The 14,079-nt window shown below is 71.8% G+C and carries 11 protein-coding genes; 8 read left to right on the top strand and 3 right to left on the bottom strand.

Features of this window, described 5'->3' with window-relative positions; translation table 11 throughout:
* Positions 1-47: 47 nt before the first annotated feature.
* The 3 genes from Aco04nite_RS04965 to Aco04nite_RS04955 all read left to right on the top strand — a co-directional run bounded on the left by Aco04nite_RS04965 (position 48) and on the right by Aco04nite_RS04955 (position 1,950).
* Positions 48-731 (top strand): type 1 glutamine amidotransferase domain-containing protein, encoded by a 684-nt coding sequence (locus Aco04nite_RS04965; protein WP_212995960.1) that lies wholly within the window; start codon positions 48-50, stop codon positions 729-731.
* A 29-nt stretch (positions 732-760) separates the two neighbouring features.
* Positions 761-1,582, top strand: a complete 822-nt coding sequence (locus Aco04nite_RS04960; protein WP_212995959.1) for an alpha/beta fold hydrolase — start codon at positions 761-763, stop codon at positions 1,580-1,582.
* 95 nt (positions 1,583-1,677) lie between these two features.
* Positions 1,678-1,950, top strand: a complete 273-nt coding sequence (locus Aco04nite_RS04955; RefSeq protein WP_212995958.1) for a hypothetical protein — start codon at positions 1,678-1,680, stop codon at positions 1,948-1,950.
* A gap of 8 nt (positions 1,951-1,958) precedes the next feature.
* Here the strand turns inward: Aco04nite_RS04955 and Aco04nite_RS04950 are convergent, their stop codons facing one another.
* A complete protein-coding gene (locus Aco04nite_RS04950; protein WP_212995957.1) occupies positions 1,959-3,914 on the bottom strand; it encodes an AfsR/SARP family transcriptional regulator in 1,956 nt (651 codons plus the stop codon).
* A 154-nt stretch (positions 3,915-4,068) separates the two neighbouring features.
* On the opposite strand from Aco04nite_RS04950, the gene Aco04nite_RS04945 reads away from it, so the two are divergent.
* The 3 genes from Aco04nite_RS04945 to Aco04nite_RS04935 are packed head-to-tail and all read left to right on the top strand — an operon-like array spanning position 4,069 to position 6,505.
* Positions 4,069-5,184, top strand: a complete 1,116-nt coding sequence (locus tag Aco04nite_RS04945; RefSeq protein ID WP_212995956.1) for a cobalamin-independent methionine synthase II family protein — start codon at positions 4,069-4,071, stop codon at positions 5,182-5,184.
* 2 nt (positions 5,185-5,186) lie between these two features.
* The gene (locus Aco04nite_RS04940) at positions 5,187-5,948 is read left to right on the top strand and encodes a GNAT family N-acetyltransferase (RefSeq protein ID WP_212995955.1); all 762 of its coding nucleotides are present in this window, start codon (positions 5,187-5,189) and stop codon (positions 5,946-5,948) included.
* Between the two features lie 17 nt (positions 5,949-5,965).
* On the top strand, positions 5,966-6,505 hold the full coding sequence (locus Aco04nite_RS04935; RefSeq protein ID WP_212995954.1) for a DUF3592 domain-containing protein: 540 nt from the start codon (positions 5,966-5,968) through the stop codon (positions 6,503-6,505).
* Here Aco04nite_RS04935 and Aco04nite_RS04930 read toward each other — a convergent pair.
* Positions 6,450-9,314: an AfsR/SARP family transcriptional regulator gene (locus Aco04nite_RS04930; protein ID WP_212995953.1), complete on the bottom strand. Its 2,865-nt coding sequence runs from the start codon at positions 9,312-9,314 to the stop codon at positions 6,450-6,452. The two genes, Aco04nite_RS04935 and Aco04nite_RS04930, sit on opposite strands and share 56 nt — an antisense overlap.
* 87 nt (positions 9,315-9,401) lie before the next feature.
* Between Aco04nite_RS04930 and Aco04nite_RS04925 the strand changes: the two genes are divergently transcribed.
* Positions 9,402-9,992, top strand: coding sequence for a TetR/AcrR family transcriptional regulator (locus Aco04nite_RS04925; protein WP_212995952.1), 591 nt, complete (start codon positions 9,402-9,404; stop codon positions 9,990-9,992).
* A gap of 4 nt (positions 9,993-9,996) precedes the next feature.
* Here the strand turns inward: Aco04nite_RS04925 and Aco04nite_RS04920 are convergent, their stop codons facing one another.
* Positions 9,997-10,740: an SDR family NAD(P)-dependent oxidoreductase gene (locus Aco04nite_RS04920; protein WP_212995951.1), complete on the bottom strand. Its 744-nt coding sequence runs from the start codon at positions 10,738-10,740 to the stop codon at positions 9,997-9,999.
* 227 nt (positions 10,741-10,967) lie between these two features.
* Between Aco04nite_RS04920 and Aco04nite_RS04915 the strand changes: the two genes are divergently transcribed.
* Positions 10,968-14,063, top strand: a complete 3,096-nt coding sequence (locus Aco04nite_RS04915; RefSeq protein ID WP_212995950.1) for an FtsX-like permease family protein — start codon at positions 10,968-10,970, stop codon at positions 14,061-14,063.
* Positions 14,064-14,079: the final 16 nt, after the last annotated feature.

Here is a 14,079-nt window from a genome sequence, read left to right as displayed (position 1 = left end):
TCGGGACGTGGCCAACGCGGCTCATAAGTGAGCGAAGGGGTTCTGAGATGAACGTTCTGCTGGTTCTGACCTCGCACGACGAGCTGGGCACCACGGGCCGCAAGACCGGCTTCTGGCTGGAGGAGCTCGCGGCGCCGTACTACCGGCTCAAGCAGGCCGGCGCCACGATCACGCTGGCCTCGCCGAAGGGTGGCCGCCCGCCGCTCGACCCGAAGAGCAACGAGCCCGGCTCCCAGACCGACGACACCCGCCGGTTCGAGGCCGACCCCGAGGCGGAGGCCGCGCTGGACTCGACCGTTGTGCTGAGCACGGTCGACCCCGCCGACTACGACGCGGTGTTCTACCCGGGCGGGCACGGCCCGCTGTGGGACCTGGCCGAGGACACCGACTCGGTCGCGCTCATCGAGACCACGCTGCGGACCGGTAAGCCGGTCGCGCTGGTCTGCCACGCGCCGGGGGTGCTGCGTCACGTCACCAACGCCGACGGCACCCCGCTGGTCCAGGGGCGCCCGGTCACCGGGTTCACCAACAGCGAGGAGGACGGCGTCGGCCTGACCGACATCGTGCCGTTCCTCGTCGAGGACGAGCTCAAGGCCAAGGGCGGCGTCTACTCCAAGGGCGCCGACTGGGGCTCCTACGTCGTCCGCGACGGACTGCTGATCACCGGCCAGAACCCCGCCTCGTCCGCCGAGGCCGCCGACGTCCTGCTCACCGTGCTCGCCTCCGCCTGATCATCCCGCTCGAGACAAAGGAAACCACCATGCCCTACATCGCTGTCAGCAACGGCGTCGAGCTGCACTACGAGGACTTCGGCACCGGTGACCCGGTCGTGCTCATCCACGGCTGGCCGCTGTCGGGCCGCAGCTGGGAGGCCCAGATCGCGCCACTGGTCGCGGCCGGCAAACGCGTCATCACGTACGACCGCCGCGGCTTCGGCCAGAGCAGCCAGCCCTGGGACGGCTACGACTACGACACGTTCGCCGCCGACCTCGACGGACTGCTCACCACGCTCGACCTGACCGGCGTCACCCTCGTCGGATTCTCCATGGGCGGCGGCGAGGTCGCCCGTTACCTCGGCAGCTACGGCAGCGCCCGGATCGCCCGCGCGGTGTTCGCCGGTGCCGTCCCGCCGTATCTCCACAAGAGCGACGACAACCCCGGCGGCGGTCTCGACGACGCCACCATCAAGGGCTTTCAGGACGGCGTCATCGCCGACCGGATCGCCTTCGTCGACGGCTTCGCGCAGAACTTCTTCACCGCCGGCGGCAAGCAGAAGGTCAGCGACGCCCAGCTGCGCTACGCCCAGGAGCTCGCCCACGTCGCATCCGCCAAGGGCACCCTCGACAGCATCGCCGCGTTCAGCTACACGGACTTCCGTCCCGACCTTGCCAAGATTGACATCCCGACCCTGGTCATCCATGGCGACAGTGACGCCATCGTCCCGATCGAGGTCAGCGGCGCCCGCACCGCGCAGGCCATCCCCGGCGCGAAGCTGGTCGTCATCAAGGACGGCCCGCACGGCATCAACGCCAGCCACCCCGCCGAGTTCAACGAGGCCCTGATCGGTTTCCTGAACAGCTGAGGCTCTCAGGAACGCGAACTCCGCGGGGCAGGGCGGCTGCCCGAAGGTCCTGCGCACCGGACTGCGGAACCTACAGTTACGTCCGCACCGGGAATGTGTCCACGGGCGAGACCGAGTCGCCGTTCGCCTACTTCTTCACCATCACGGACCCCGGCCCGGTCGAGCTCTGCCTGGACGGCCCGGACGGCTCGGACATCGGTCTCGTCCTGACCCGCCTCGACCCTGCGGGCTCGACGCCGGTGGCGACCGCACCGTCCGCCGGTTCCGACAAGACGTTGACGTACTCAGGACCGATCGCGGCGTATCAGGCGCTGGTCACCGGCGTCACCGGTGGCGGCTCCTACACCCTGGGGCTGAACCTGCCCTGATCGGCAGGTCATGAGCGGGACCGCTGGGGAGTTCCCCGGCGGTCCCGCTCATGGGTGGCTGCCTGCGCGACGATCATTCCGGCGTTGCGGGATTCTGCCTGGAGCCAGGCACGCGCGGCGGGTCCCATGTCGAGGGCCAGCGGTGACGGTGTGAACGTGCCGCTCGTGGCGAGGGCGGACATCGTCGCAAAATAGCCGGCGGTCCGGCGCAGGACCGCGTCGCGGGTCCGCTGCTCGTCGGACTCCAGCGACCAGCGCCGGCAGGTGAATCTGATGAGGTCCAGAAGACGGTAGCGGCCCGGGCCGTTCTCCTCGACGAGGTGCACCTCGCGGAGCTGGGTCATGAGGTGACGGGCCCGGTTGTGGGACACGTCCAGGGCGTGGGCCACCGTGTCGAGCGACATGTCGCGCAGGTCGAGACCGGCGAGGAGCCGGATCGCCTGCTGGGTGCCGGGCTGCAGCTGCGTGTACGGCCTGCGGATGAGCCGTTCGACCTCGGCGAAGTCCCCGCCGTCACCGAACTCGTGGCGGAACCGGCGTTCGGCGTCGGCCGCTGTCGTCCGGGGATCGGCGGCCAGACTGCCCGCGACGATACCGAGCGCCGCCGGATGGCCCGAGAACAGGGCGATGAGCCGGTTGACCGGTTGCGGATCCCGGCTGAGCCGCCCTGCCTGCGTGGACTGTTCGAGGAACCGCCACGCCTCATCCGGCGGGAAGACGCCCACGGTGGTCGTGTGCAGCCCGGGGATGCCGTCGAGCCTGCGCCAGCCGGTGATGATCGCCGCGCTACCGGGGCTGTCCGGCAGCAGCAGCTCGACCTGGGCGCTGCTGGCGGCGTCGTCGAGGACGACCAGGACGCGCCGCTGTGCCAGCAGGTTGCGCCACAGCTGGGTGCGGCAGCTCGTCTGCGGGGGAACGGCGCCTTCCTGAACGCCGAAGTGGCTGATCAGGTGCTGGAGCGCGGTGGCGGGGTCGATGGGCCGGTCCCCGCTCCCGCCGAGGTCGATGAAGATCTGCCCGTCCGGGTAGTCGTCGCGCACCAGCGTGCTCACGTGGACCGCCAGTGCCGTCTTTCCCGTACCGGCGAGGCCTTCGATACCGATCAGGACGGGCTTGTCAGGGCTTCGCAGCAGGCCGGTCAGCTCGGCCACCAGTGCCTCACGGCCGACGAAGGCCGGGGTCTGCGGTGGCAACTGCCGTGGCTCGGCCTCCGGCGCCGGTAGCTGCTGCGCCGGTGTCAGGGTGGGATCGCCCTCCAGCATGCGCTGGTGCAGTTGCTGCAGCTCCGGCATGGGTGCGACACCGAGCTCGTCGTCGAGCAGTTCGAGGACGGTGCGGTACGCGGCGAAGGCCTCGGCTCGTAGCCCGGACTGGTAGAGAGCGAGGATGTGGAGCTCGCGCAGGCGTTCGCGGAAGGGGAATTCCTTGATGGCGCCGGTGATCTCGGCGATGACGTCGGTGTGGTGGCCCGAGTCGAGCTCGGCGGCGAACCGCGTCTCCAGAGCCGCGGCGCGCAGATAGGTGAGCCGGGCTCGCTGGGTCTCGGCCCAGGCACCGGTGAGACCGGCCAGCGGTTCGCCACGGAAGAGTTTGAGGGCCTGGCGTGCCTGCTCCGTCCGGTCACCGACGGGTGCGGTGACCAGTGTGTGGAAGCGTGCGAGGTCCAGCGTCTGCGGGCTGGTGCGCAGCAGATAGCCGCCGGCTGCCGTTTCGATGGCGGCACCGGCGGGCTCCAGCACGGCGCGCAGCCGGGAGACGTACGTGCGGACCGTCTTGGTGGCTCCCGCGGGTGGTTCGCCATCCCACAGCGCCTCCACGATCTCGTCGGTGGAGGTGACCCGGCCCTCGTTGAGCAGAATCACGGCGAGCACGGCGCGTTGCTGTGGCGTACCCAGATGCAGTGGCTGGTCCCAGGCCCAGGCTTCCACGGGACCGAGAACGCCGAACGACACATTGCTTGCCATGCACGGAGTATGACCTCGCACAACGGCGGTGCCGGAGACAGCCGATCGCTTGTGGTGCCGGACACCCGACGGTTGTCATCCCCGCATCCGACGGGCGACATCCGCGCGGTGGTGTAGTCGTCGCGTCATGGAACGGGCAATCGAAGCAGGAATCTTGAGCAATCAGCGCACCGCGCCCACCAGGGCGACACACGTCGGCAGTCTGCTGCGTCCCGCGGAGCTCCTCCGTGCCCGGCAGGACCACGCCGCCGGCCGGATCGACGCCCAGACGCTGACCGCGGCCGAGGACACCGCCATCCAGGTGATCCTGGACGTGCAGCGCGACAGCGGCATCGGCCCGTACACCGATGGGGAATACCGCCGTAACGACTTCATGAGCCAGCTCACCGGGGGCACGGACGGCTTTGTCGCGCAGGCCCCGACCCTCGACTGGAACGCGGCCGGGGACGAGCGGCACCCCGACGACGCGATCCTCAATCTCATCGGCGGCAAACTGCTGCACCGGGACCGTTTCGCCGAGCGTGAGGCCACGTTCCTCGCCCGGCACGCACCGGGACCGTTCAAGGTCACCATTCCCGAGGTGACGAACTTCGTGGTGGCCAACTGGCAGGCGGGCGTGAGCGACGAGGCCTACCCGACCCGCGCGGACCTCGTGGACGACCTCGCCGCGGTCCTGCAGAGCGAGGTCGAGGCGCTGGTCCGCGATGGCGTGCGGCACATCCAGATCGATGCTCCCTGCTTCACCAGTTTCGTCAACGACAAGCTCATCGCCGTTTTCGAGGCCGAGGGACTCGACCCGCGGGACCTGCTGCGGCGCTGTGTCGAGGCCGACGCCCGCATCGTCGCCGGGCTCCGCGAGCAGGGAGTGACCGTCGGCATGCACATCTGCCGGGGCAACTACCGTGGACAGTGGTTCAACGAGGGCACGTACGACGGCATCGCCGAGGACGTCTTCGGCGGTATCCCCGTCGACCACTGGCTCCTGGAGTACGACACCGACCGGGCCGGCAGTTTCGCCCCGATCCGGCACGTGCCGGCGGGCACCACCGTCGTCCTGGGTCTGGTCACCACGAAAACCGGTGCCCTCGAGAACCCCGATGACCTGGTGCGCCGCATCGATGAGGCGAGCCGTCACCTGCCGTTGGACGCCCTCGCCCTCAGCCCGCAGTGCGGTTTCGCCTCGGAGGTCCAGGGCAACCCGCTCACCTGGGACGACCAGCGGCGCAAGCTCGACCTGGTCGTCAGCACCGCCCAGCGTGTCTGGGGCTGAGCATGAGCATTTCCCTGGTCATCGAATCAGGCGGGTACAGCCTGACAACGGCGGACGGTGCCGGGGTGACGCAGGCGCAGCGGCTGCGCCACGATGTGTTCGCCGCGGAATACGGCACCCGGTTGCCCAGCCTGAGAAATGGGCTCGACGTCGATGAATACGACCAGCACTGCGACCATATCGTCGTACGCCACGACGCGAGCAACACCGTCGTCGGCACCTATCGCATGATGACGGCGGAATGCGCGGCTCTCGTGGGCCGGCGTTACGGGGAGCGGACTTTCGATCTGGGCCCGCTGCGCCCGCTCGACGCCGACCTCGTGGAGACCGGCCGGGCCGCGGTGCACCCGGAGCACCGCAACGGGGCGGTCATCGGCCTGATGTGGGCCGGCATCGCCAAATATCTGAGCCTGACGGGCCGGCGATGGCTCGGCGGATGCGCCTGGGTGCCCGGCGGCGAGGACGCGGGGGAGCGCGCCGCCGCGATCTGGGCGGCCACCCGCGACAGGTATCTCGCCCCGCCCGGGCAGCGGGTCGAACCCCGGCTGCGGGCGCTGGAGCACGGCCGGGCCCCGGGGGCCCCGGGGGCGCCGTCCGCGGTTCCGCCGTTGCTCCGCGGCTATCTGCGGCTCGGTTCATGGATCTGCGGGGAACCCGCGTACGACGCCGAAGCCGGGATCTACACGTTCTACGTCCTGCTGTCGGTCGACCAAATGAACCCGCGCTACCGCCGGCACTTCTTCGGCGACCAGCTTTCCGCATAACTCGTACAGGAGAACAGTTGTCCATCTGGAACATGCTCACCGGGCGGCCGGCCAGGACCGTCGCCGGGGGAGCGCTCGTGGTCGACGGCCTGATCGGCATCGACACCCCCGGTCGTAAGCGGGGCGGTCTGCTCGGCTCGTTGCTCGCGGGTCTGATCGGGATTCTGTTCGTGGGACTCGGTTTCTACATTCAGCACCGGTCACAGCCGTACGCGGACGGGACGACGGTCACCGGCCAGGTCGCCTCCGTCAAGGCCAGCACCGACGACAAGGGCAAGCAGATGTATTTGCGCGTCGTGCGGTTCGCGTCGGGTGACGGCCGGCAGGTGGAATTCGCGGAGCAGGGCTCGAGCAGCAGGCGCGCCGAGGTCGGTGACCCGGTGAAGGTCTCGTACCGTGCCGCTGACCCGTCGCAGGCGCGCATCATCGGCGAGGATTCCTGGATCCCGCTGACCATCATGGGGGTGGGCGCACTGGTCGCGATCGTCGGCATTCTGACCTTCATCGTGCGGCTGGTGACCCTGATCGCGGGTATCGTCCTGCTGGCCAAGCGGTAGGGCGCTGTCCATCGGTGGCGAGGGCCCGGCTCAACTCCGCCCGGAGCTGGGCCGCGTGCGGGCCGGCCGCCTCGGCGACGAGCGACAACGCCTCCCGGTAGACCCCGGGCGCCTCGCCGCCCCGGCCGGCGCGCTCCAGCATGGTGGCGAACGACTGCAGGGACTCCGCTGCCAGGACCGGGGCGCCGTTGCGGCGGTAGAGCTCAACGGCCCGGCGGTAACTGTGCTCACCCTCGGCGGTCTCCCCACCTCCGAAGTGGGCGTGGCCGAGGGTGTCCCAGATGGCCGCCAGCCGGGTCGGATTCAGGTGCGGGGCCATGGCGAGAGCCGCCCGGGCGTCGGCCACCGCGTCGGCGTACCTGCCCAGTTTCGCGTTGGCCCAACTGGTCGCGTTGAGTGCACCGGCCCGCTCGGCGGGGTCGGCGCCGGGCCCGCTGAGCGCGAGCGTCAGCCGGTAGTGGTCGAGGGCGGCCGCCCAGTCGCCCTGTTCGGAGAGCGCGAACGCGGTCAGGACGTGGGTGCGCACCACGGCTTCCCGGTCGCCGGCCGTCTCGAAGATGGACAGGGCGCACCGCAGCCAGATGTGCGCCTGCGGGTAGCGGCCCAGTTTCGACTCGGCGATGGCCAGCCCCCACATGGACCGCGCCTGGGCGACCGGTTCGCCACCGCGGACCGCGGCGGCGTGCCCGGCCTCCTGCGACGTCTGCAGGTGATGCCAGAGGCCCTGCCGGTTGAGGTAGTCGCGGATCACCCAGGACAGTTGCCAGGCGTGCCGGTCGAAGCCGTGCAGGGCGGCCGCTTGCAGCGCGGCCAGCAGGGCGGGATGTTCGGCGTCGAACCACGCGACCGGATCGGCGTCCGGGTCGATCACGCCGGGTGCGGGCTGCTCCGGGACTATGGGCTCCTGCCGCCTGAAGAGCCGCGAGTTCGCGTTCCGGGCGGCGTACAGGTAGTGGTCGAGCATGCGGTGGAGGGTCGCCTGTCGCTGCTGCGGGGGGTCGAGGGCGATGGCCACCTCGTTGCCGTACGCCCGCACGAGGTCGTGGGTGGTCCAGCGGCCCGGCCGGTCCTCGGTCAGCAGTGCCGCGGCGACCAGCTCGGCGAGCAGCCCGCGGGTCCCGGGCACCGGTCGCGCCAGCATGCTGGCGGCCGCGTCGGCGCTGAGGTGCGGCCCGGGGTGCAGACAGAGCCGCCGGAACGCTTCGGCGGCGTCATCACCGAGCGAGCGATAGGACCAGGAGAGTACGGCGGCCACGTCGAACGCCGCGTCCGGCTGGCGGAAAGCGGACAGCGTGCCGGACGTGGCGCGGAGGTCGTCGGCGATCGCGGACAGCGGCAGGTGGGTGCTCGCGGCGGCCCGGGCGGCGACCACTGCCAGCGCGAGCGGCAACCGGCCGCTGAGATCGAGGATGTCCCGGGCAGCGGCGGGCTCGGCGCGGACCCGGTCGGCGCCGGCCCGGGCGGCGAACAGGGCGAGCGCCTCCTCGTGCTCCGGTGGCCGCAGCACGAGCATCGCCGCGCCGGTCCGGACGACCAGGTCGGGCACGGTTCCCCGGCTCGTCACGATCACGAGGGAGTTTCCGGTGCCGGGCAGCAGATCCAGGACCTGGTCCGCGGTGGCCGCGTTGTCCAGCAGGATCAGCATCCGCAGGTCCGCCAGCAGGCTCCGGAACAGTGCGGCGCGGGCCGCGAGCTGCCCCGGGATCTTCGCCGCCGTCACCCCGAGCGCCTGCAGGAAGCCGTCGAGCACGTCGGCCGGCGACAACGGCTCCCCGTGCGGGACGTAACCGCGCAGATCCGCGTAGAGCTGGCCTTCTGTGTGCCGGGAGGCGAGCCGGTGGGCCCAGTGCAGGGCTGTCGACGTCTTGCCGACGCCGCCCATGCCCGCGATGACCACGATCGCCGGCCCCGTCCCGAACGCCGCGAGCAGCTCGTCGGCGCGGCGCAGCTCGCTGTCCCGGCCGTTGAAGACGGCGGGTGCGGGAGGCAGCTGGGCGGGGCGGGCCGGCCACCCAGGCTCGGGCGGGGCCTCGCCGTCGGGTCGGGGGAGATCCTCGGGGTCGGGTGCGAGGGACGGGTCGTTCTGCAACATGCGGCGGTGCAGTTCCTGCAGCGCGGGCATCGGTTCGATGCCGAGTTCCTGGGCGAGCAGCCGTTCCACGGCGCGGTAGGCGGCGAGCGCCTCGGCGCGTAGCCCGGTCTGGTGCAGGGCGAGAACGTGGAGCTCGTGGAGCCGCTCGCGGAGCGGGAACTGCCTGATGGCCGCGGGGAGCCCGGCGATGGCCGCGGCGTGGTTGCCGGCGTCGAGCTCGGCCGTGAACAGCGTTTCGTAGGCCGCGGCTCGCAGGTAGGACAGCTGGGCCCGATGTGTCTCGGCCCAGACGCCGTTGAGCCCGGCCAGCGGTTCGCCGCGGAAGGTCTTCAGGGCCTGTCGTGCCCGGTCGGCCCGGTCGGCGGGCGAGGCGGGCGCGGGGAGCGGGGCGGTCAGGTTCCGAAAGCGCGCCAGGTCGAAGGACTCCGGGCCGGTTCGCAGGAGGTATCCGCGGGCCACCGACTCGATGGTGACGCCCGCCGGGGTCAGCACGGTGCGCAGGCGGGAGACGTAGGTGCGGACCGTCTTGACGGCTGCGGCCGGGGACTTCTCGGCCCACAGCGCCTCGATCAGCTCGTCGGTCGACGTCACCGCTCCCTCGTTCAGCAGGATCGCCGCGAGCACGGTGCGTTGCTGCGGGGGCCCGAGCCGGAGCGCGTGTCCGCCGGTCCAGGCCTCGACCGGCCCGAGAACGCCGAAGGACACTTTCGTAACCATGGCGCAGAGTATGACTCGGTCATGCCAGTGCGACCATGGCACCTGCGTAGGTAGACGACTGGTCTACTGAGTGTTAGAGTCGCGCTCATGCCAGCCGCCCGGGAAGACACTCGTCACCGCATCCTCGACAGCGCGCGGCGGATCGTCGCGAGCAAGGGCTATGCCGCGGTGGGCATCAACGAGATCCTCGGCGACGCGAGGGTGCCGAAGGGCTCGTTCTACCACTTCTTCGAGTCGAAGGACGCCTTCGGCCGGGCGATGCTCGACGACTACTTCGTCGAATACCTGGCGGAGATGGATGGTTTTCTGGCCGGACCCGGCCTGACGACGGCCCAGCGCCTGATGAACTACTGGGCCAGTTGGTACGACAACCAGAGCTTCAACGACTGCCAGGGCAAGTGTCTCGCGGTAAAACTGGGCGCCGAGGTCCCCGACCTGTCCGAGCCGATGCGCCTGTCGCTCGAGGCCGGGACGGGCGAGATCATCAACCGGCTGGAGGGCGCGATCGCCGCGGGCGTCGGGGACGGCTCGGTCACGGTGGTCAACGACCCCCGCGCGACAGCCCAGATGCTCTACGACATGTGGATGGGCGCGAGCGTGATGGCCAAGATCCGCCGCGACCGCGTCCATTTCGACTCCGCCCTGACTGCCACCCGGCAGATCCTGCACATCGCCTGAGACGTCAGCGGAAGACGAGCCCGCCGCCCACTTCGAGCACCTGCCCGGTGAGCGCACCCGAGCCGTCCGACGCGAGCAACCGGACGGTGGCCACCAGATCTTCCGGGATCAGCTCCCGCGGAACCGCCTGGGTCGCCACCAGATCGGTCCGGCCCCGCCCCGCCGCGCGATCGGACTCCTCCAGCTCGTCCTCTCCCTCGGTGCGGATAGCGCCGGGGGAGAGCGCGTTGACGGTGACACCGCGCGGACCGAGAGCCCGCGCCAGCGACCGGGTCAGGCCGATCAGCGCGGCCTTGCTCGACACGTACGCCGGCCCGGACGGCCCGCCGAGCAGCACCGTCGGCGACACGACGTTGATGATCCGCCCCCACCCGCGACCGGCCATCCCCGCACCGAGCGTCTGCGCGAGCAGCATCGACGCCGTGACGTTGACCGCGAACGTGGCCAGCCACTCGTCGATGCTCAGCTGATCGATCGGCACGTTCGAGGCCCGGGCCGCATTATTGATCAGTACGTCCACCGCGCCGGCCTCACCCGCCAGCTCGCCCACCGCGGCGGGATCGCCCAGGTCGGCGTCGAGTGTCCGGGTCTGCGCCCCCAGCACGCGGCACAGCCGGGCCACCCCCTCGGTCTGCTCAGCGGCACCGAAATGGTGCAGCAACAGGGTCACGCCGGGCCGGGCAAGACCGATGGCGAGGGCGGCCCCGATTCCCCGCCGGGCTCCGGTGACAAGAATGCGCTGATCCATCTCCCCATCGTCACCGAAACCCGCCGGGTCCGCCTCAGATCAGGTCGAAGGATTCCCGGGGCCCGATCGCCGTCCGATTGGCGATGAGAGCGTCGGCGCCGGCGTTCTCCGCGCACGCCGAGGCCCTCAGCGGTGACCATGGCCGAGCCGCCGGACTTCATACAGGTTTGAGAAAAAGTCGCCGGCGGTTGTTGCTCGGGCACTGTGACATGTCATGTAATACCGCGGTGAGAGTTCTGATCGTGCGGCGGGCGGCCGGGGCGCGTTCGTTGCTGGGTGCCGCGGCCGCGGTGGCGTTGCTTGCTACCGTGCTGCTGACCGGGCTTGTCGCGTACGGCCGGGAGGTCGTGGTCGCGGGCGCCGCCGACACCATAACGTCGGGCGGCCCGGAGCGGAGTTCCGTGCTGGTTCGCGGGGCGGGGTTCACCGCGCACGACCCGGCGGTCCGGGCTCGGCTGGCGCCCGGGTTCGCGGGCCGGGACGTCCGGGTCTCGGCGGCCGCGTACGCCTCCGGGTTCGCCCTGGCCGGCGGGACCGGCGCCGCGGTGCCGGACCAGGCCGGGGTGGTGTTCGCCGACGTCGTCCAGCTCGATGACCTGCCCGGGCACGCGGACCTGGTCGCCGGATCCTGGCCGCGGCCGGGGGCGACGCCGGTCGAGACAGTGGTCGGGGTGGCCGCGGCCGAGGTGCTCGGTGTCGGGCCCGGCGGGCGGATGCCGGTTGTGGACCGGCGTACCGGCCGGGTGACGCCGCTGGTGGTCAGCGGGGTGTGGCGGCCCCGGGACCTCGCGGATCCGTTCTGGCGGCTCACCCCCGACGTCACGTCCGGGGTGGTGCCCGGCTCGGCGACCTACGGGCCGCTGGTCGTGGATCGGGCCGGCTTCACGAGCCGCTTCGCTTCGGACGCGTCGGGGGCCTGGCTGGCCGCGATCGACCTCGACGGCGCCGGGCCCGCAACCGTACGCGAGGTCGCCGCAGCCGTCGGCGCCGAGCGGGACGTGCTTCCGGAAGAGACCGGGCTCGGCACTTCCGCGAGTGTGGAGAGTGGCATCGACACCCTCGCCGACGCCCTCCTCCGCGCGGACCTCGTGGGCAGATCCGCGCTGGTCACCCCGATGCTGCTGACCGGGCTCCTCAGCGGGCTGGCGCTGGTGCTGGTCGCGGTCCTGCTCGTCGAGCACCGGCGCCCCGACTCGGCGCTGCTGCGAGCCCGTGGTGCCGGCACCGCTCAGCTCGCCGGGCTGGCCGCCGCGGAAGCCACGGCACTCGTGCTGCCCTCCGCGCTGCTGGCGCCCCCGGCCGCCGCCGCAGCGGTGCACGTGGCGGGCGCGTACGGGTATCTCGGTCTGCACGGCGCGGGTGGCATGCGGCCGGCCGGCGTGCTGTGGCTGGTGGCCGGGCTCGCCGCACTGGGCTGCGTGGCGGCGATGACGGTTCCGGTCCTGCGCCGCGGTACGTACACGAGCGAGCGCCCGCCCCACCGCTCGATGCTGCACCGCTCCGGGGCCGACGTCGCGCTGTTCGTGCTGGCCCTGCTCGCGTGGCTGCAGCTGCGGCAATACGCGTCCCCGCTGTTCTCCGGCGCCGGCGGCCTCGGTATCGACCCGTTGCTGGCCGCGGCGCCGACCCTGAGCATCCTCGCCGGTGCCACGCTGGCGCTGCGGTTGCTGGCCCCGGCCACCCGGCTCGCCCAACGCCTGCTGGGCCGCGAGCCGGGGTTCGGTTCCGTGCTGGGCATGTGGCAGGTGAGCCGCCGCCCGCACGCAGGCCCGGTGTTCCTGCTGGCTCTCGCGGTCGCCGCGGGCACGGCGGGCTGGTGCCTGGCAGCCACCGCGGCCCGATCGGTCACCGACCAGGCGGACCACGCCGTCGGCGCGGACCTGCGGCTCGAGGAGATCACCGGGACCGCTCCGGCCGGCCGCGAGCGGCAGCTGGCCGTGCTGCCCGGCGCCCGTACGGTGCTGCCCGGCTGGCGCGAGAGCGTCCGGCCCACCACCGGTGACGAGTCGGCCGCGCTGGTCGCGGTGGACGGTGCCGAGGCCGGAAAGGCGATCACCGTCCGGGACGACCTGTACGACGGCGGCGCCGATGCGCTCGCGTCCACGCTGACCGCCCGCCGGGCCGATGCCCCCGCCGTGGCGCTGCCACCGGGCCGGCGGTTGACCGGGCGGCTCACGCTGACCGGGATCTCGGGCAAGCCGCTGCTGTCGGCCGTGCTGATGGACGACGCCGGGACATTCGTGCCGGTGCCGCTGTCCGAAGGCGACTTCAGCGTGCCGCTTCCGGACAACAAGGGGCTGCGGCTCGCGGGGTTCACCGGCACCACGGACGCGGTCAGCGGCGCGAAGGTCGGCTGGCGGATGTCCGGCCTGGCGGTCGACGGCGCCGCGGTCGCGCTGGACGGCGGGTGGGCCCGGGCCGGAAGCCGGAGCTCGCGGAGCACGGGCCGCGGTGGCAGTCTCGCCGTCACCGTGCCGGCGGCGTACTCCGGGCGCACCGGGTTTGCCCTGGTCCGGCCCGTGACGCCGGTAGCCGTCCCGGTGGTGACCACCGAGGAGGCCCGCCGCCGGCTCCAACTTGACCGGGGGAGCTTCGCCACGCTGCGTATCAGTGGCGGGGAGGTCCGCGTCCGGCTGGCCGGCACCATCACCACGGTGCCGGGCAGCGACGACCCGGCCGCGTTCCTCGCGGACCTGCCGACGCTGCGGGACTACCTGTGGTCCACGGCGGGGATCGTGCATCCGACGGCGGAGTGGTGGGTGACCGCTGACGCGCGTACGCATGACGGGACGGCAGCAGCCGCCGCCAAGCTGGGCGGGCTGCACGTCCTGGACCGGCGGACCGTCGCGGCGTCGTCCGGAAGCGACGCGTACGGCGTGGGCGGGCGCACCGCTCTGCTGGCCGCGGCGATCGGTGCCCTGCTGCTGGCCGCCACCGGAATGCTTCTCGACATCCGCACCACGACCCGGCGGCGGCTCAGGGAACTGGCGGTGCTGCACACCCTCGGTGCGGGACCACGGGTGCTGACCCGCGCGCTCCTCACCGAGCAGGCGTTCCTCGCGGGCGTCGGTGTGCTGGCCGGCCTGGCTGTCGGGGTGGCCGTGACGGCGACGGTGGCGCCGCTGCTCGTGCTCACCCCGCAGGCCGCGCGCCCGGTCCCGGAACCGGCGCTGGTGCTCGACTGGTGGGGTGCGGGCGGAACGGTCGTGCTGCTGCTCGGCCTGGCTCTCGGGCTGAGCGCGCTCGCGGGAGCCGCGCTGCCCCGGCGGCTCGCCGGCGCCCGCCTCTACATGGGAGCGGATGGGATGGGAGCGGACCGGTGAAAGGGCACAAACTGCC

Source organism: Winogradskya consettensis (assembly GCF_018332715.1).
In the GTDB taxonomy this organism is placed as follows: domain Bacteria; phylum Actinomycetota; class Actinomycetes; order Mycobacteriales; family Micromonosporaceae; genus Actinoplanes; species Actinoplanes consettensis.
This window is presented reverse-complemented; position numbering and strand designations above follow the sequence as displayed.

Bases quoted from the DNA above. Each gene is read 5' to 3' on its own strand.
- Aco04nite_RS04965 (WP_212995960.1), top strand. From the start codon at position 48: ATGAACGTTCTGCTGGTTCTGACCTCGCACGACGAGCTGGGCACCACG.
- Aco04nite_RS04960 (WP_212995959.1), top strand. From the start codon at position 761: ATGCCCTACATCGCTGTCAGCAACGGCGTCGAGCTGCACTACGAGGAC.
- Aco04nite_RS04950 (WP_212995957.1), bottom strand. From the start codon at position 3,914: ATGGCAAGCAATGTGTCGTTCGGCGTTCTCGGTCCCGTGGAAGCCTGG.
- Aco04nite_RS04940 (WP_212995955.1), top strand. From the start codon at position 5,187: ATGAGCATTTCCCTGGTCATCGAATCAGGCGGGTACAGCCTGACAACG.
- Aco04nite_RS04930 (WP_212995953.1), bottom strand. From the start codon at position 9,314: ATGGTTACGAAAGTGTCCTTCGGCGTTCTCGGGCCGGTCGAGGCCTGG.
- Aco04nite_RS04925 (WP_212995952.1), top strand. From the start codon at position 9,402: ATGCCAGCCGCCCGGGAAGACACTCGTCACCGCATCCTCGACAGCGCG.
- Aco04nite_RS04920 (WP_212995951.1), bottom strand. From the start codon at position 10,740: ATGGATCAGCGCATTCTTGTCACCGGAGCCCGGCGGGGAATCGGGGCC.